We start from the raw sequence: 16,630 nt of genomic DNA on the forward strand, positions 1-16,630 counted from the left end.
GCTCACGGTCGACGCCAACAGCCCGTGAGGTGGTCGTCGACGACTCCTGCCGACTGCATCAGCGCGTAGGCCGTGGTCGGCCCGACGAAGCGGAGCCCGATGCCCTTGAGCGCGCGCGCCAGGGCCACCGACTCGGGCGTCGAGGCCGGCACGTCTTTCACCTCGAGGACGCGGTGCGCCTGTGCCGGGTCGTGGAACGACCAGACCAGCCGGTCGAGCGCTCCCTCGCCCTCCTGATCGATGAACGCGAGGACGGAGCGGGCGTTGTCCCGCGTAGCGGTGATCTTCGCCCGGTTACGAATGATGCCGGTGTCCTCCATCAAGCGCTCGACATCGTCGTCATCGAATCGGGCGACGAGCGCCGGATCGAAGCCGGCGAACGCCTCGCGGAACTGCGGGCGCTTGCGGAGGATCGTGATCCACGAGAGCCCGGACTGGAATGCCTCGAGCGAGATCTTCTCGAAGAGCAAGCGGTCGCCGTGCAGCGGAGTACCCCACTCCTCGTCGTGGTAACGGCGGTACTGCGCGTCCGCCCCACTCCATGCGCAGCGGAGGAGGCCGTCGTCGCCTCGGGTCAGCCCGTCGCCGACGCTCATCGGTGCGGGATCCCCTCGTGCTCCAGCAACCACGCCTTGGTGGTGATGCCCTCGCCCGCGCTGAAACCGGTGATGCGGCCGTCGCTGGCAAGCACCCGGTGGCAGCCGATGATGATCGGTACCGGATTCGCTCCGACTGCGCTGCCGATCGGTCGTCCCGCACGCGGACGACCGGTGGCTGCACCTAAAGCCCCGTAGGACGTGATCTCGCCGAAGGAGAGCGCCTGGAGGCGCCCCCAGACCTCGAGCTGGAACGGTGTGCCGTGAAGAGCGACGGGCAGGTCGAAGCAGCGGCGTGCTCCGCCGAAGTACTCGTTGAGCTGCTCGACCGCCCGCTCGAGCACCGGCAGCTCCGACTCCGGGAGGTGCTCGTGCGGGAGCCGGCCGGCCTTCTCGATGGCCAGCGAGACGATCGAGGCGCCGTCGGTGCCGACCTCGATGCGGCCGAGTGGGCTGGTGGTGCGTCGCACCTGGAGGGGAGTCGTTCTCATGGGTCGAGAGTATCCGCGCGGCCGGGGCCCGACCGGCGGGAATCGGACACCGGTGCAGAGCTCGCGGTATTCGTGGCTGTGGAGGGACGTTCTCCCGGATCGGACGCGGAGGAGGGGTGCTTGGCGACGCCGACGTCGATTCCTCCCTCCACAGGCGCCGATCAGGCGATTCGTCCGACGTCCGCGGAGGATTCAGCCCACGGCGGTGCAACGGGTCGGCAGGATCGCCGCATGACCTCCTCAGCCCTCACCTCGACACCTGTTCCCGCCGCCCTTCCCTTCGTTCAGTGGGCCGATGCCGCACCGCTCCCCACGGCGTTCGCGGTCAGCCGTCCGCGGCCGAGCCCCGGCCCGGGGAGCCTCGTGCTCGTTGCGCTGCGCGCGGGTTTGCCGGTCGGCTCGCTCCGCTTCGCGTTGACGGGCGCCGGTCCCGAGCTCGTCGCGGGGGCCTGCCTCGGAGCGCTCGGCCGCTTCGGCCGCATCCAGCGCGCGATCGCACTGGTGCGACCTGACGAGCCCGATCCGGAGGCGAGCGCCCGCCTCGTCGTGGCGCTTCGTGAACGGGCGCGGAGCCTCCCCGCGCTGTCGCTGCGAATCGCCGTTCTCCCTCGTCCGGGCCGGGAGCAGGGCTTCGGTGAGACCGGGCGCGAGGACACGCGAGCGGTCGTGGCCGCCGTCGACCGGCTTCTCGACCGGCACCCGGATGCAGCACTGCCGCGGGTCCTGCTCCTCGCCGTGGACGATCTCGTCCGCCGGGCGCTCCGCGACCAGGACGCTCGGGCGAGGCCCGCGGCGCTGGCCGCGCTCATCGTCGCGGTGCAGAGCACTCGCGGCGCGGACCGCCTACTCCTGCTGGCCCGTGGGGGAGCGGAGGTATCCGCGGGATCGCTTGTCACCCTGCTCCGACGCGCCGCAGCCGCCGCCCCGGTGAGCGAGCGAGCCGGTGTCCTCGTCGTGCTCGCCCGGCTCCTGGCGGGCGACGGGCAGGCTGCGCAGGCCCGAGATCTCGCGAGTCAAGCTGTCGCACTCGACCCGCACCACCTCGGCGCGCGTCGTCTCGCGTCCGCCCTCGCCGCCGAGCGGCAGGAGCGCGCGGCATGAGGACTCTAGAGACGCGACCAGGCCTCGGTCAGCACGGCCCGCAGGATCTGCTCGATCTCATCGAACTCCTTCGGACCGATTGTCAGCGGAGGAGCCAGCTGCACGACGGGATCCCCGCGGTCGTCCGCACGGCAGTACAGACCAGCATCGAAGAGCCCCTTCGAGAGGAATCCGCGCAGCAGCCGCTCCGACTCGTCCTCGTCGAACGTCTCCTTCGTCGCCTTGTCCTTCACCAGCTCGATGCCGAAGAAGTAGCCGTCGCCGCGCACGTCTCCGACAATCGGCAGGTCGAGGAGCTTCTCGAGTGTCGAGCGGAAGACGGGCGAGTTCTCGCGGACGCGTTCGTTCAGACCCTCCTCCTCGAAGATGTCGAGGTTCTCGAGCGCGACTGCTGCCGAGACGGGGTGCCCACCGAAGGTATAACCGTGCGGGAACACGACCTGGCCGTGTCGGAAGGGCTCGTAGATCCGATCGCTCACGATGGTCGCGCCGATGGGGGAGTAGCCGCTCGTCATCCCCTTGGCGCAGGTGATCATGTCCGGAACGTAGCCGTACTCGTCGCAGGCGAACATGCGGCCGATGCGACCGAACGCGCAAATGACTTCGTCCGAGACCAGCAGCACGTCGTGCTTGTCGCAGATCTCACGCACCCGCTGGAAGTAGCCGGGAGGCGGCGGGAAACAGCCGCCCGAGTTCTGCACGGGTTCCAGGAACACGGCGGCGACCGTGTCCGGCCCCTCGAACTCGATCATCTCCTCGATGCGATTGGCGGCCCAGAGACCGAATGCCTCCAGATCGTCGCCGTGCTCGGGCGCCCGGTAGAAGTTCGTGTTGGGCACGCGGAAGCCGCCCGGGACCAGCGGCTCGAACATCGACTTCATACCGGGAATGCCGGTGATGGCAAGGGCTCCCTGCGGAGTGCCGTGGTAAGCGACCGAGCGCGAGATCACCTTGTGCTTGCCGGGCTTGCCCTGCAACTTCCAGTAGTGCTTGGCGAGCTTGAAGGCGGTCTCGACGGCCTCGCCTCCGCCGGTCGAGAAGAAGACGCGGTTGAGGTCGCCCGGCGCGTAGTCGGCGAGGCGGTCGGCCAGCTCGATCGCCGAAGGGGTGGCGTACGACCACAGCGGGAAGAACGAGAGTTCCGAGGCCTGCTTCGCCGCCGCCTGCGCCAACCGGCGGCGGCCGTGGCCCGCATTGACGACGAAGAGGCCGGAGAGGCCGTCGAAGTACTTGCGTCCAGTGCTGTCCCAGATGTGGTGGCCCTCGCCGCGCGTCACGATCGGGACGCCCGCTCCGGAGTCCATCGTGGACTGGCGGGTGAAGTGCATCCAGAGGTGGTCCTTCGCCTTCTTCTGCAGCGAGGCGTCATCGATCCCCCCTGGTGCGTCGGTTCCGCGGACGGGATCGCCCGACTCGAGGCCGGAGGTCGAAAAAGCTGTCTCGGTGGTCATCGGTTACCGCGTTCCCCAGTTGTAGAACTGCTTGTGAAGCTTGAGATAGACGAAAGTCTCGGTCGAGAGGACGCCGGGCAGTGCACGAATCTCCTGATTGAGCAGGGCGATCAGGTCGTCGTCGTTCTCGCAGACGACCTCGGCGAGGATGTCGAAGGATCCGGCCGTCAGGACGACGTAGTCGACAGCGGGGATCGAGGCGAGCCGATCGGCCACGTCCCGGGTGTCGCCCGTGACGCGAACGCCGATCATCGCCTGGCGGTAGAAGCCGAGCTGCATGGGATCCGTCACCGCGACGATCTGCATGACTCCCGATTCGGTGAGTTTCTGCACCCGCTGCCGCACGGCCGCCTCGCTCAGGCCGACCGCCTTGCCGATCTCGGCGTACGAGCGCCGCCCGTCGGCCTGCAGCTGCTCGATGATCGCCTTCGAGACCTCGTCGAGCTGAATGGGACGCTGAGACGGAGGGCGGGAAGGGCTCATGCGGTGATTCTGGCAGTCGAGGAGGGGGTGGGCAAGTGAATCCGCATCCGCCGAGGTGCCGCAGCGGTGGAATCGGTGGTTCGAGGGGCGGTCGGGCGATCGGTCGGGCGGGCGATCGAGAGTGCCATCTCGCGCGCGTGACGAACCGTGGCGCGACGGCCGTCACCCCCTTGGTCGAGAGCCGGCAGCGACTAGCATCGGGAGGCGGCTGCGTGCCGGAAGGCACGAGCGATCCGGACAGCCCGACGGCTCGTGACCGGACCGGGCGGGAGCGAGGAGACGCGATGACGCAGATCGGCCGCAGCCGTGCATCCGTCACTGTTCCCGTCTCGGCCTGGACCTCGGACACCCCGTCCGCCGAGGTGACCCTCGGCTGGGCTGCTCGCACCGAGACCGGCCTCGTCCGCAGTGCGAATGAGGACAGCTACCTCGCCAAGAGTCCCGTCTTCGCGGTGGCCGACGGCATGGGCGGGCACGCGGCCGGAGAGGTCGCCAGCGACGCTGTCGTCTCGCGCCTCTCGACTGCAGCCCTGGGCGCAACCGTCGGGGCGGAGGAGATCGACAGGGCGCTGCGCGAAGCCGTCGGGGACATCGCCCGGCAGTCGCACACGGCCGACAGCGGCACCGGCACCACGGTAACCGGTATCGCGCTGACCGCGATCGGCGGCGAGCCCTACTGGTCCGTCTTCAATATCGGCGACTCTCGCGTCTACCTCAGGGTCGCCGGCAGCCTCGTGCAGCTCACCGTCGACCACTCGATCGTCCAAGAGTTGGTCGACGCGGGCCTGATCACGCGAGACGAAGCGGACGTGCATCCGCACAGCAATATGATCACCCGCGCGGTCGGCTTCCACGAGGCGCCCATTCCCGACTACCGCCTGGTCCCCGTCCTCGCGGGATCGCGCCTGCTGATCTGCTCCGACGGACTCACGAAGGAGCTCACCGACGCAGGCGTCGGCCACCTGCTCGCCGGGACGTACTCCGCACGGGAGGCGGCCGATGCGCTGGTAGACGCGGCACTGAGCAACGGCGGGCGCGACAACGTCACCGTGATCGTCGTCGACGTCCTCGCCGTCACCGGCGACGAGGAGACGGGCATCCCCATCTGAGACGAGATGGCGTGCACCGCCGCCGGCCGGTTCGCGTCGGGATCGGGCGGCTCAGGGGTCCCGGCGCTCGGGCTGGGTACGATGGGGAGAGGAAGGGCGTTCTCGGTGATCTGCAGCACGTGTGGCTCCACTCTCGCTCCCGGGGCGATTCTCTGCGGCGAGTGCGGTTCGTCGGTGGCGGCGCATGCCACGACGGGTGGCTTCCGGCCCTCCTCCTCCGGCGACACGACGGTCCTGGACCCGTCCCGTCGTGCCTGGCTGCCGGGCCTGGCCCCCAGCAGGCATCGGCGCCCCGCCCCCGGCGCTCCGATGGCGCCGCCCTCGCAGGGCCTCGTGCGCCTCGATTTCGCCACCGGGCAGCACGCGATCGTCACCGGCAACGGCCTGATCGGACGCCAGCCGCTGCCCGACCCCAACGAGACCTTCCGGCACATCCTCGCGATTCCCGATCCGTCTCGCTCGCTCTCGAAGACCCACCTCGAGTTCGGCTTCGACGAGGGCGGGCTCTGGGTCCGCGACCGCTGGTCGGCGAACGGCTCGATCCTGGTCGCGCCGACTCAGGCGCCGCTCCCGCTCGAAGCCGGCCGGCGGTACCGGGCGAAGCTCGGCAGCCGGATCCTGCTCTCCTCCGTCGAGATGGCCGTCGAGCGCGTCGACGGCTCCGCTGGCGGGTCGGGGCGCCCGAGCGTCACCCGCTGACCGTATCGGCGCTCGGGAACCGAATCAGTGGTGTCCACGTCGTCCGGGTGCGGATGTCGTGACGATCATGTTTCCGGATGAGTGTTCTCCTCCGTTCGCCGTGACAGGCGGACGAGCGCTGTGCCAGTATTTCCCCACATTCGGCCCTCGAGGTCCGAGCCTCGACGCAGTCAGGAGCCCCCGCTATGACCCGTCCCCTCCCGAGGGATCCTGTCCTCCGCCGGGCCATCGCGGTGGCTCGCTCGCACGAGCGCGAGCGCCGGGCGGTCCTCTCCCGTCGAGCGGTCCTCGGCGGTATTGGCCTCGGAGCGAGCACGCTCGCTCTGGCCGCCTGCGCTGCGCAGACCCGCGCCGCTCCGACCGCCGCCGCCGACGGCTCTGCGGGCGACCCGCAACTGGTCTGGGATAACTGGCCCGCCTACATGGACGAGGACGACGACGGGAACTACCCCTCGCTCCAGGGCTTCGAGGAGCAGAGCGGCATCTCGGTCACCTACAACGTCGCCGTCGATGACAACAACACGTACTACGGCAAGGTCAAGGACCAGCTCGCCCTCGGGCAGTACATCGGCGCCGACACCGTCTGCCTCACCGAATGGATGGTGTCGCGGCTGGTCCGTCGCGGCTACGTGCAGGAACTCGACCACGCCAACATCCCGAACATCGCCAATCTCACCCCCTCCCTGGCGAACCCCGACTTCGATCCTGGCCGCAAGCTCTCCCTCCCGTACCAGGCCGGATTCTCGGGGATCTGTTGGAACAAGGAGAAGCTGCCCGACGGCCTGTCCAGCATCGACGAGCTCTGGGACCCCTCGCTCCGAGGCCGGGTAGGCGTACTGAGCGAGATGCGCGACACGATCGGGCTGATCATGCTCGCGCAGGGGACCGATATCGCCGGCTCCTGGGGCGACGACGAGTACATGAACGCGATCGATGTCTTCCGCGAGCAGGTCGATGCCGGTCAGATCCGCAACATCAAGGGGAACGCGTACCTCAACGACCTGCAGAACGAGGACACCCTCGCGGCGATCTGCTGGTCCGGCGACGTCACTCTGATCAATGCCGAGGCCGGCGACAAGTGGGAGTTCGCCTTCCCCGATTCGGGCGGCGCGCTCTGGAACGACACCTTCGTCGTGCCCATGGGCTCCCAGCGCAAGGCGAACGCCGAAGCCCTGATGAACTACTACTACGAGCCCGAGGTCGCCGCCGAGGTGGCTGCCTGGGTCAACTACATCACCCCCGTGGATGGAGCGAAGGACGTCATGGAGAGTATCGACGCGGAGCTGGCCGAGAACCAGTTGATCTTCCCCGACGAGGACACGCTCGCACAGGCGCACGTGTTCCGCACCCTGACCGCCGCGGAGGAGAAGGAGTACCAGGCCGAGTTCCAGAAGGTACTCCTGGGCATCTGATGGCGATCGGGACCTTCGCCGAGAGCGGCGCCGACCTCCAGCTGGTCGGGATCAGCAAGCAGTACCCGGGTTTCGCCGCCGTCGACTCGCTCGACCTCACCATCCCGGCGGGCTCTTTCTTCGCGCTGCTCGGACCCTCCGGATGCGGCAAGACGACGACGCTGCGCTTGATCGCGGGACTCGAGGAACCGTCGGCCGGGCAGATCCTCATCGGCGGTCGCGACGTCACCGAGACCAAGACCTACCAACGGCCGGTCAACACGGTGTTCCAGTCGTACGCGCTGTTCCCGCACCTGTCGATCCTCGAGAACGTCGCCTTCGGGCTGAAGCGGCGGAAGATCGCCGACCCGGTCGGCAAGGCGCACGAGGCGCTCCGGCTGGTCGAGCTCGACCACCTCGCCCAGCGGCGCCCCGCGCAGCTCTCGGGCGGCCAGCAGCAGCGGGTCGCCCTGGCCCGAGCCCTGGTCAACCGGCCGGCGCTGCTCCTGCTCGACGAACCGCTGGGCGCTCTCGACCTCAAGCTCCGCCGCCAGATGCAGCGTGAGCTCACGTCGATTCAGCGGGAGGTGGGCCTCACCTTCCTGCACGTCACGCACGACCAGGAGGAGGCCATGACGATGGCCGACACGGTGGCGGTGATGAACAAGGGCCGCATCGAGCAGATGGGGGCGCCGGAGGAGCTCTACGAGTTGCCCCGCACCGCCTTCGTCGCGAACTTCCTCGGTCAGTCCAACCTCTTCACCGGCGAGGTGGTCGGCAGCACCGATCGGGCGATCACGGTGGACGCGGGTGGACACCGCATCGTGGTCCCCACGGCGCGCTGCGCCCGAACGACCGGCGAGATCACCGTGGGCGTTCGTCCCGAGAAGCTGCTGCTGCTGCTGACGCAGGAGCCGCCGACGAGTTCGGATCGCACCGTGCTCGGGCCCGGGCGCGTGACCGACGTCTCCTTCAGCGGAGTCAGCACCCAGTACACGATCCAGATGCCGGGCGTGGGGCCGGTGGTGGTCTTCGCGCAAAACATGGTCTTCGGGCCTGTCGTTGGCGAGGGTACGCAGGTGTGGGTCGGCTTCAGCACCGAGCACGGTTTCGGCCTGGCGGACGAGCCGGGCGCGATCCCGCGCTTCGCGGCGGACGACTCGACCAGCGCCATTGCCGTGCGGCGACGGGGGCTGTTCGCCGGCCGCAGCGGAGCGGCGTAGGCATGGCCTTCGCCGCTTTCGCGACCGGGTCGGCGACCCCGAAGGCCGCACCGGTCCGTCGGCGCTCGAGCGTCGCGCTGATCCTGCTGCTGCCGGGCATTGCCTACATGCTGCTGTTCTTCCTCGCACCGCTCATCTCGCTCGTGCTCACCTCGTTCCAGGCCGAGGTGCCGGACGGCGACATCGGTGAGTACGCGCCGGGATTCGCCTGGCAGAACTACCTCGCGGTGATGGCGGACTACTGGCCGCACGTGCTCCGCTCCTTCGGCTACGCACTGATCGCGACGGTGCTGGCACTGGTGATCAGCTATCCGCTCGCCTACTTCATCGGCGTCACGGCGCGGCCGTGGCCGCTGGTGCAGAATCTCCTCCTGACGCTCGTGATCGCGCCGTTCTTCATCAGCTTCCTGCTGCGGACCCTGGCGTGGAAGCAGATCCTGGCCGACGAGAGCCCGCTGGTGCAGGCGCTCAAGACCGTCGCGATCCTCCCGAGCGACGGCCACCTCACCGGCACGCCGATCGCGGTGATCTTCGGGATCACCTACAACTTCATCCCGTTCATGACGCTGCCGCTGTACACGACGCTCGAGCGGCTCGACGTGCGGTTCCTCGAGGCCGGCTCCGACCTCTACGCGCACCCCGCCTCGGTGTTCTGGACGGTGACCGTCCCGCTGTCGATGCCGGGCATCGTGTCGGGCACGCTGCTGACCTTCATCCCGGCGGCGGGCGACTACATCAACGCGAGCCGCGACTTCCTCGGCTCATCGCAGACCTCGATGGTGGGCAACGCGATCGAGGCGAACTTTCTCACCCTCGAGAACTACCCGGCGGCGGCCGCGCTCTCGATCGTGTTGATGGCCGTGATCCTGGTCATCGTCGGCTTCTACGTGAAGCGCAGTGGAACGGAGGACCTCCTGTGACCGCGACGGCCGATCGTCCGATCGCCAGCGCCCAGGAGGCGCTCGGTGCACCGGCTCCCAGTCCGATTCGTGGCCGGAGGCGCTTCGGGGGCCTCGGGCTCGGCGTCTACACAGCGCTCGCCCTGATCTTCCTGCTGATCCCGATCGGCTACACCTTCGTCTTCTCGTTCAACGACTCGGGCAAGAGCAATCTCGCCTGGCGCGGCTTCACCCTCGATAAGTGGGTATCGGCGTGGAGCAGCGAGGACGTGATGACCGCCTTCGGCAACAGCCTGCTCGTGGGCGTGATCGCGACTGTGCTGGCGACCGCGCTGGGCACAATGATCGCGATCGCCCTCGTGCGCTTCCGCTTCCGGTTCCGTTCGGCGATCAGCCTGCTGCTGTTTCTTCCGATGGCGACCCCGGAGGTCGTGCTCGGCGCCGGCCTGGCCGCGCAGTTCCTCAGCGTCGGCGCCGAGAAGGGGCTCGTCACGGTCGTTCTGGCGCACACGATGTTCTGTATCAGCTTCGTGGTGGTCACGGTGAAGGCGCGGGTCGCGAGCCTTGACCCGACGCTGGAGGAGGCGGGACGCGACCTGTACGCGTCGCCCCACCAGGTCTTCTGGCGGATCACCTTCCCGCTGCTGCTGCCCGGGATCCTCGCCGCGGCACTGCTCTCGTTCGCCCTCAGCTTTGACGACTTCATCATCACGAACTTCAACTCCGGATCGGTGACCACCTTCCCGAAGTACATCTATATCGCGGCGGCCCGCGGGATCCCGGCGGAGGCGAACGTCATCGCGTCGGCGGTGTTCGTGCTGGCGATCGTCGTCGTGGTGGTCACGCAGGTGTCCTCAGCGGCGCGGGCGAAACGCCTCGCGCGGGAGCAGTAGCACGGGGAGGCGCGAGGGCGCTCAGACGTAGGAGGCGCGGATCGCTCCGACTGGGCGCCCGCCGCCGGAGACGACCGGGTTGAGCCGCACCAGCACCTCGTTCGCCGCGGTGCGGTCCACCGCCTCCGCCTCGACGAGGAGCTTCAGCGCGACCACGGTCGCCGCGCGCAGGCTCCCGTCGAGGATCTTCAGTGCGACGGTGGTGCCGTCCGGTGAGGCCATCACGAGCACGCCCTCGGCACCGAGCTTGGCGACCAGACCCAGGCGCTCGATGACCACCGTGTTGTCGCGGCCCGGTCCATCGATCGCCCAGGCGTTCTCGAGGATCGCGGCGGTGAGCACGCCGGCTTGCCGGTAGAGGCCGAAGGGCGAGGCGGGGGAGGAGGAGACGATCCGCGAGATCCCCTTGGCCAGGGCGGTCAGGGGCAGGGCGTGCACCGGAGCACCGCAGCCGTCGATCCCGGTAGCGACGACGCGCTCGCCCGTCAGGCGCTCGATCGTGTCCACGATGTGCTGCTGCAGCGGATGGCTCCGCTCAAGGTAGTCCTCGGTGCTCCAGTCGTTCTGCACGCAGGCCAGCAGCATCGCCGCGTGCTTACCCGAGCAGTTCATGAAGAGCGCGTCCGGAGTCGCCCCCGCGCGCAGCAGCTGGGCACGGGTCGCGGAGTCGCCGGGCCAGTCGGCCGGGCACTGCAGCGCGGTGTGGTCCAGGCCGGCGCGGAAGAGCAGGTTCTGCACCAGGGCGACGTGCTGGGGAATGCCCGCGTGGCTCGCGGTGGCGATGACCGCCTCCGCGCCGGTCAGCTCGACTCCGGCGGTCATCACCGCGAGGGCCTGGAACGGCTTCAGGCAGGAGCGGGGGAAGACCGGGGCAGTCGGAGCGCCGAGGCTGCGGACGACGCGGCCCTCGGAGTCCAGGAGCACGGCGGAGCCGGCATGGCGGGACTCGACGAACCCGGAGCGCTCGACGACCGCCAGCTCGACGGACTCGGCGACAGTGAAGGTTCCTGCAGGCATCCCCCCATCCTGCCCGATGCGGCGACCGGTCCCGTGCCCGGAAACGCTGAGGGCCACCGGCGAGCGAAGTGTCGCTCCCCGGTGGCTCTCGGTGGATCGCGTCTAGAGAGTGGCGAAGGCGTCGGCGATGACGGACATCGCGTCGTCGAGCAGCTCGTCGGTGAGGGCGAGGCTGGGCAGGAAGCGGACGACGTTGCCGTAGGTGCCGGCGCTCAGCACGAGGACTCCGTGCTGCGCGGCGTAGTCGATGATCGCCTGCACGGCCGCGGTGTTCGGCTCCTTGGTGGTGGCGGCGGTGCCGGGCTGGACGAGCTCGATCGCCATCATCGCGCCGATGCCGCGCACCTCGCCGATGATGTCGTAGCGCTCCTGCAGGCCGCGCAGCGCGGTGCCGAGGCGGGCGCCGATCCGGTCGGCCTCGGCGAGCAGGCCCTCGCGCTCAATGCGCTCGAAGACCGCGACCGCGGCCGCCGCAGCGACGGGGTTGCCGCCGAAGGTGCCGCCGAGCCCACCGGCCTGCGCCGAGTCCATGATCTCGGCGCGGCCGGTCACACCGGCGAGCGGGAGGCCACCGGCGATGCCCTTGGCCGAGAGGACGAGGTCGGGGACGAGGCCCAGGTGCTCGCTGGCGAACCAGGCGCCGGTGCGGGCCATGCCCGACTGGATCTCGTCGGCGACGAAGACGATCCCGTTGGCCGTGCACCACTCCTGCAGCGCGGGCAGGAAGCCCTCGGCGGGGACCATGAAGCCGCCCTCGCCCTGGATCGGCTCGGCGACGAGACAGGCGAGGGCCGAGGCGCCGACCGTCTTGTCGAGGTAGGAGATGGCACGCTGAGCGGCCTCTGCTCCTGACAGGCCGTCGTGGTAGGGGTACGAGCTCGGCGCGCGGTGCACGTCGCTCGCGAACGGTCCGAAGCCCAGGCCGTACGGCAGGGCCTTGAAGTTCATCGCCATCGTGAGGTTGGTGCGGCCGTGGTAGGCGTGATCGAGCACCGCGACGCCGGGGCGCCCGGTGTGCTTGCGAGCGATTTTGACGGCGTTCTCGACCGCCTCCGCACCGGAGTTGACCAGGACGGTCTTTTTGGCGAAGTCACCGGGGGTGTGCTCGGCGAGCAGCTCCGCCACGCGGATGTACGGCTCGTAGGGAGTGACGGTGAAGAGCGTGTGCGTGAGGCGGGCGAGCTGCTGGGCGGCGGCTGCGACGACGGAGTCGTCGGTGTGCCCGATCGTCGTCACGCCGATGCCGGCGCCGAGGTCGATGAAGCTGTTGCCGTCGACGTCGACCAGGATCGCGCCGTGCGCGCGGTCGATGTAGACGGGGAGCGCGGTGCCGACTCCGGTGGGGACGACGGCGAGGCGGCGCTCGTGCAGGGCCCGGGATCGCGGCCCGGGGATCTCGGTCGCGACGCGCCGCTCCTGGGGGACTGCGGACGTGGGAACCTGGGGGGCGAGCGTGTCTGTCATGGTCCTCGAAGTCTACCCGCGGTGCTCCGACACCCAGAGGTCCAGATGGGCGCGAGCGGCCTGATCCACCGCCAGTGAAGGGGAGCCCTGATGACGTCCGAGCACAAGTACGCGGTGTCCGTCGTCTGGGAGGGCGATCGGGGAACCGGCACGAGCGGATACCGCGAGTACGGGCGCCAGCTCACCGTGACGGCACAGGGCCCAGCGCCCATCCTGGCCTCGGCCGACACGCCCTTCCGGGGGGAGGCCGACCGCTGGAACCCGGAGCAACTGCTGCTCGCCGCGCTCGCGCAGTGCCACCTCCTCTCCTACCTGCACGTGGCCGTGAAGAACGGAGTCGTCGTCACCGGCTACTCGGACGACGCGATCGGCGCGATGGTTCACGAGGGGGAGAGCGGCCACTTCACCTCGGTGACCCTCCGGCCGCGCGTGACGGTCGCCGAAGAGTCGATGGTCGAGCTTGCCCAGACGCTGCACGCCGAGGCGTCCCGGCTGTGCTTCATCGCGAACTCGGTGAACTTCCCCGTCGGGCACGAGCCGGAGGCATTCGCGCGCTGACGCTCAGCGGCGCTCGTGCGGGAGCGCACGGCGGATCCGCTCGACCGTGGTCGTCGGCGGTGACTCGTTGTATGCGCCGGCGAGCTCCTGCTCGGAGAGCGCGTGGATGGCGGCCATCACCTCGTCGGTTGCATGCCGGCGGGCCCGGCCGGAGTCAGCCGAGCCGTGCCGCGAGAGGTCCAGCGGTGCGCCGAAGCGGACCGTGATCCGGTGCAGGCGCGGGACCCGCGTGCCGACCGGTTGCAACTCCTGCGTGCCGATCAGGCCCACGGGGACAACCGGCGCACCCGTCGTGAGGGCGAGCCACGCCACTCCGGTGCGGCCCTTGTAGAGACGCCCGTCGCGGGAGCGGGTGCCCTCCGGGTAGACGGCGAACGCCTCATCCCGCTCCAGGATCGCCCGGCCGAGATCGAGCGCCTCCTGAGCTGCCTGGCCCGCGCCGCGCTCGACTGCGACGGCGCCGACGGTCGTGAAGAAGGCCCGCGAGAGGGCGCCGCGCACGCCGGTGCCCGTGAAGTAGTCCGCCTTCGCCAGGAACTGCACGGGCCTTGGCGCGAGCAGGGTCAGGACCGGGGAGTCGATGAAGGAGAGGTGGTTGCTGGCGAGGATCACGCGGCCCTCGGCCGGCACGTTGTCGCGGCCCTGCACGATCGGGCGGTAGACCAGCCGACCGATGCCGCCGAGGGACAGGCGCGCCACGCGCGCGGAGAGGCCGATCCCCGGGGGAGTCGGCCTCTCGTGGTCGTCGTCGATCCGCATTCCGACGAAGATACCGGCGCCTTCATGCCGCACCGGCTATGGCTCAGCCGAACTGGGCGAGCGCCTCCTCGATCACGCTCGCCGCGTCGTCGATGAGCTCTTCGCTGATCACGACGCTCGGCATGATCCGCAGCACGCTGTCCCAGCTGCCCGCGTCGAGCACGATCACGCCGTTCGTAGTGGCGTGCTTCAGGATCGCGGTGAGCGCCTCCGGGTACTGCTTCTTCGTGCCCGGGTGCACGAGCTCGACGCCCCACATGGCGCCCTTGCCGCGCACCTCGCCGACGACGGCGAAGCGCTCGGCCCAGTCGCCGATCCGCGCCTGAAGCAGGCGCTCGACGCGCTGCGCCTCCTCGAGCAGGCCCTCGGACTCGATGGCCTCGAAGGTCGCGAGCGCGGCCGCGGTCGAGACCGGGTTGCCGCCGAAGGTGCCGCCGATACCGCCGGGCTGCACCGCGTCCATGATCTCGGCGCGGCCGGTGACGGCGGCGAGGGGGAAGCCACCCGCGATGCCCTTGGCGGTCGTGATCAGGTCGGGGACCACTCCGTGGTGCTCGATCGAGTACCACGTGCCGGTGCGGGCGATGCCGGCCTGGATCTCGTCGGCGACGAACACGATGCCGTTCTCGGTGCAGAACTCGGACAGTCGGCGGAAGTAGCCCGGCGCCGGGATGATGATGCCGCCGTCGCCCTGGATCGGCTCGACGAAGAGCGCGGCCAACTCCTGCGCGCCGATGTGCGTGGTGATGGAGTCGATCGTGCGCTCGGCCGCCTCCTCGCCCGTCATGCCCTCGGGGTCGCGGAACGGGTAGCTGATCGGGAGGCTGTAGATCTCGCCAGGGAAGGGGCCCATGCCGGCGCGCTCCGGCCAGGGGCGGTAGGTCATCGCCATCGTGAGGTTGGTGCGGCCGTGGAAGGCGTGATCGAGCGTCGCGATTGCGCGCCGGCCGGTGAACTTGCGGGCGATCTTGACGGCGTTCTCGACCGCTTCTGCTCCGGAGTTGACCAGGATCGAGTGCTTCTCGAAGTCGCCGGGAGTGATCTGGGCGAGCTTCTCGGCGACGCGGACGTAGTTCTCGTACGGAGTGACGGTGAAGAGGGTGTGCGTCAGCTTCTCGGCCTGCGCGGCCGCGGCGGCGGCGACTGCGGGGTGCGCGTGACCGATGGTCGTGACTCCGATTCCGCAGCCGAGGTCGATCAGACGGTTGCCGTCGACGTCGACCAGGACGGCGCCCGAGGCGTGGTCCATATAGATGTTCGCGAGCGTCCCAGCCCCGCGGGAGACACTGGCGACGCGGCGCTCCTGCAGGGCGACGGAGCGCGGGCCGGGGAGCTCGGTGACGAGCTCTCGGGACTGGGGGACCGAGAATTCACGCATGCCCCGATGGTAGGCCTCGGACCCCGGCGGGCCTGCACCCAGCGCGTTGCGAGGCGCGCCGTGCAGGATGGGTGCTGATCCCCGAACGTTGCCGGCCGCCGCCGGTCAGAAAGGTGCTCCTGTGCGCAGAACCCTCGCGATCCTCGCCGTCCTCGGCGCCTCTCTGAGCCTAGCGGCCTGCACCCCCGGAGCGCCGGACGCGGCGCCGACCGCCTCCGCGACTCCGCTGGGCTGCGCGAGCGAGGGGGAGGCGACCGCGGCGGTACAGACCAGCGGCGACTTCGGCACCAAGCCGGTCACCGTGTTCCCGAGCCCGATCAGCGTGGACGCCACCGAGCGCTCCGTCGCGATCGAGGGCACCGGTGCCGAGGTCGCCGAGGGCGACACCGTTCTGGTCGATTACACCCTCTACAACGGCAGCAGTGGCGCCGAGTTCTCGGCCAGCAGCTACGCCTCGGGCGGCCGGGCCGCCTTCGAGGTCGACACCGACCAGTACCTCGCCGGGCTCGTGAAGGCCGTGAACTGCGCGAGCGTCGGCTCGCGCGTCATCGCCGTCGTGCCCCCGGCCGATGCGTTCGGCGACGCCGGGCAGAGCGAGTTCGGCATCGCGGCGACCGACTCGATCGTCATGGTTATCGACGTCGAGCAGATCGTGCCGAGCGCCGCTGACGGCGAGCCGCAGCCTCCGGTCGACGGGCTGCCGACGGTGGCGCTCGCCGAGGACGGGGCGCCGACCGTCACGATTCCCTCCACCGACCCGCCCGCCGACCTGCAGCTCGCCGTGCTCAAGAAGGGGAGCGGAGCGACCGTGGCCGACGGCGACCAGCTGATCGTGCAGTACCAGGGTGTCGTCTGGGGCACCGGCACGGTGTTCGACCAGAGCTGGGGCAAGCCGACTCCTGCCGCTTTTGGCACGGGCGGCGTGATCGAGGGCTTCAAGGAGGCGGTGGTCGGCCAGACCGTCGGCTCGCAGGTCCTCGTCACCATCCCGCCGGCGAAGGGCTACGGCGACCAGGGCAACCAGAACGCGGGGATCAGCGGGACCGACACCCTCGTCTTCGTGGTGGACATCCTCGCCGTCAGCTGACCGGGAAGCGCCCTGCGCTCCGTGCCAGGAT

17 protein-coding genes are annotated in these 16,630 nt (G+C 69.7%); 9 read left to right on the plus strand and 8 right to left on the minus strand.

Annotated elements, in window-relative coordinates; genetic code table 11:
• Positions 1 to 2: 2 nt before the first annotated feature.
• Positions 3 to 596 carry a DNA-3-methyladenine glycosylase I gene (locus C5D07_RS09010; RefSeq protein ID WP_068253993.1) on the minus strand — a complete coding sequence of 198 codons (594 nt, stop codon included), beginning with the start codon at positions 594 to 596 and terminating at the stop codon, positions 3 to 5.
• The gene (locus C5D07_RS09015; RefSeq protein WP_104259191.1) at positions 593 to 1,087 is read right to left on the minus strand and encodes a methylated-DNA--[protein]-cysteine S-methyltransferase; all 495 of its coding nucleotides are present in this window, start codon (positions 1,085 to 1,087) and stop codon (positions 593 to 595) included. Before C5D07_RS09015 ends, C5D07_RS09010 begins: the two co-directional genes overlap by 4 nt.
• Positions 1,088 to 1,318: 231 nt before the next feature.
• Between C5D07_RS09015 and C5D07_RS09020 the strand changes: the two genes are divergently transcribed.
• Positions 1,319 to 2,188, plus strand: coding sequence for a hypothetical protein (locus C5D07_RS09020; RefSeq protein ID WP_104259192.1), 870 nt, complete (start codon positions 1,319 to 1,321; stop codon positions 2,186 to 2,188).
• 5 nt (positions 2,189 to 2,193) lie between these two features.
• Here C5D07_RS09020 and C5D07_RS09025 read toward each other — a convergent pair whose 3' ends face one another.
• Both C5D07_RS09025 and C5D07_RS09030 read right to left on the minus strand, forming a co-directional pair.
• On the minus strand, positions 2,194 to 3,639 hold the full coding sequence (locus C5D07_RS09025) for an aspartate aminotransferase family protein (RefSeq protein WP_068253984.1): 1,446 nt from the start codon (positions 3,637 to 3,639) through the stop codon (positions 2,194 to 2,196).
• 3 nt (positions 3,640 to 3,642) lie between these two features.
• Positions 3,643 to 4,122, minus strand: a complete 480-nt coding sequence (locus tag C5D07_RS09030) for an Lrp/AsnC family transcriptional regulator (RefSeq protein ID WP_068253981.1) — start codon at positions 4,120 to 4,122, stop codon at positions 3,643 to 3,645.
• 284 nt (positions 4,123 to 4,406) lie between these two features.
• Here C5D07_RS09030 and C5D07_RS09035 point away from each other — a divergent pair, with 284 nt between their 5' ends.
• The 6 genes from C5D07_RS09035 to C5D07_RS09060 all read left to right on the plus strand — a co-directional run bounded on the left by C5D07_RS09035 (position 4,407) and on the right by C5D07_RS09060 (position 10,336).
• On the plus strand, positions 4,407 to 5,231 hold the full coding sequence (locus C5D07_RS09035) for a PP2C family protein-serine/threonine phosphatase (protein ID WP_068253979.1): 825 nt from the start codon (positions 4,407 to 4,409) through the stop codon (positions 5,229 to 5,231).
• A gap of 105 nt (positions 5,232 to 5,336) precedes the next feature.
• Complete coding sequence (locus tag C5D07_RS09040) at positions 5,337 to 5,930, plus strand: hypothetical protein (RefSeq protein ID WP_146076659.1); 594 nt, start codon at positions 5,337 to 5,339, stop codon at positions 5,928 to 5,930.
• A 185-nt stretch (positions 5,931 to 6,115) separates the two neighbouring features.
• Positions 6,116 to 7,342, plus strand: a complete 1,227-nt coding sequence (locus C5D07_RS09045) for an ABC transporter substrate-binding protein (RefSeq protein ID WP_084415912.1) — start codon at positions 6,116 to 6,118, stop codon at positions 7,340 to 7,342.
• Positions 7,342 to 8,544, plus strand: a complete 1,203-nt coding sequence (locus tag C5D07_RS09050; protein ID WP_104259193.1) for an ABC transporter ATP-binding protein — start codon at positions 7,342 to 7,344, stop codon at positions 8,542 to 8,544. Before C5D07_RS09045 ends, C5D07_RS09050 begins: the two co-directional genes overlap by 1 nt.
• Positions 8,545 to 8,546: 2 nt before the next feature.
• The gene (locus C5D07_RS09055) at positions 8,547 to 9,464 is read left to right on the plus strand and encodes an ABC transporter permease (protein WP_068253970.1); all 918 of its coding nucleotides are present in this window, start codon (positions 8,547 to 8,549) and stop codon (positions 9,462 to 9,464) included.
• 65 nt (positions 9,465 to 9,529) lie between these two features.
• Positions 9,530 to 10,336, plus strand: coding sequence for an ABC transporter permease (locus C5D07_RS09060; RefSeq protein WP_237358270.1), 807 nt, complete (start codon positions 9,530 to 9,532; stop codon positions 10,334 to 10,336).
• Between the two features lie 21 nt (positions 10,337 to 10,357).
• Here C5D07_RS09060 and C5D07_RS09065 read toward each other — a convergent pair whose 3' ends face one another.
• Both C5D07_RS09065 and gabT read right to left on the minus strand, forming a co-directional pair.
• Positions 10,358 to 11,353, minus strand: coding sequence for an asparaginase (locus C5D07_RS09065; RefSeq protein WP_068253967.1), 996 nt, complete (start codon positions 11,351 to 11,353; stop codon positions 10,358 to 10,360).
• 102 nt (positions 11,354 to 11,455) lie between these two features.
• Entirely contained in the window at positions 11,456 to 12,817 is a 1,362-nt protein-coding gene (gabT, locus tag C5D07_RS09070; protein ID WP_068253964.1) for a 4-aminobutyrate--2-oxoglutarate transaminase, read from the minus strand.
• A 90-nt stretch (positions 12,818 to 12,907) separates the two neighbouring features.
• Here gabT and C5D07_RS09075 point away from each other — a divergent pair, with 90 nt between their 5' ends.
• Positions 12,908 to 13,375 (plus strand): OsmC family protein, encoded by a 468-nt coding sequence (locus C5D07_RS09075; RefSeq protein ID WP_068253961.1) that lies wholly within the window; start codon positions 12,908 to 12,910, stop codon positions 13,373 to 13,375.
• Positions 13,376 to 13,378: 3 nt separating this feature from the next.
• On the opposite strand, the gene C5D07_RS09080 is transcribed toward C5D07_RS09075, so the two are convergent.
• Together C5D07_RS09080 and C5D07_RS09085 are read right to left on the minus strand one after the other, a co-directional pair.
• Complete coding sequence (locus C5D07_RS09080) at positions 13,379 to 14,134, minus strand: lysophospholipid acyltransferase family protein (RefSeq protein WP_068257381.1); 756 nt, start codon at positions 14,132 to 14,134, stop codon at positions 13,379 to 13,381.
• Between the two features lie 43 nt (positions 14,135 to 14,177).
• Entirely contained in the window at positions 14,178 to 15,512 is a 1,335-nt protein-coding gene (locus tag C5D07_RS09085) for an aminotransferase class III-fold pyridoxal phosphate-dependent enzyme (RefSeq protein ID WP_068253959.1), read from the minus strand.
• Positions 15,513 to 15,633: 121 nt separating this feature from the next.
• On the opposite strand from C5D07_RS09085, the gene C5D07_RS09090 reads away from it, so the two are divergent.
• The gene (locus C5D07_RS09090; RefSeq protein ID WP_068253956.1) at positions 15,634 to 16,599 is read left to right on the plus strand and encodes an FKBP-type peptidyl-prolyl cis-trans isomerase; all 966 of its coding nucleotides are present in this window, start codon (positions 15,634 to 15,636) and stop codon (positions 16,597 to 16,599) included.
• Positions 16,600 to 16,630 lie beyond the last annotated feature (31 nt).

This window comes from Rathayibacter tritici, assembly GCF_002932875.1.
Lineage (GTDB): Bacteria > Actinomycetota > Actinomycetes > Actinomycetales > Microbacteriaceae > Rathayibacter > Rathayibacter tritici.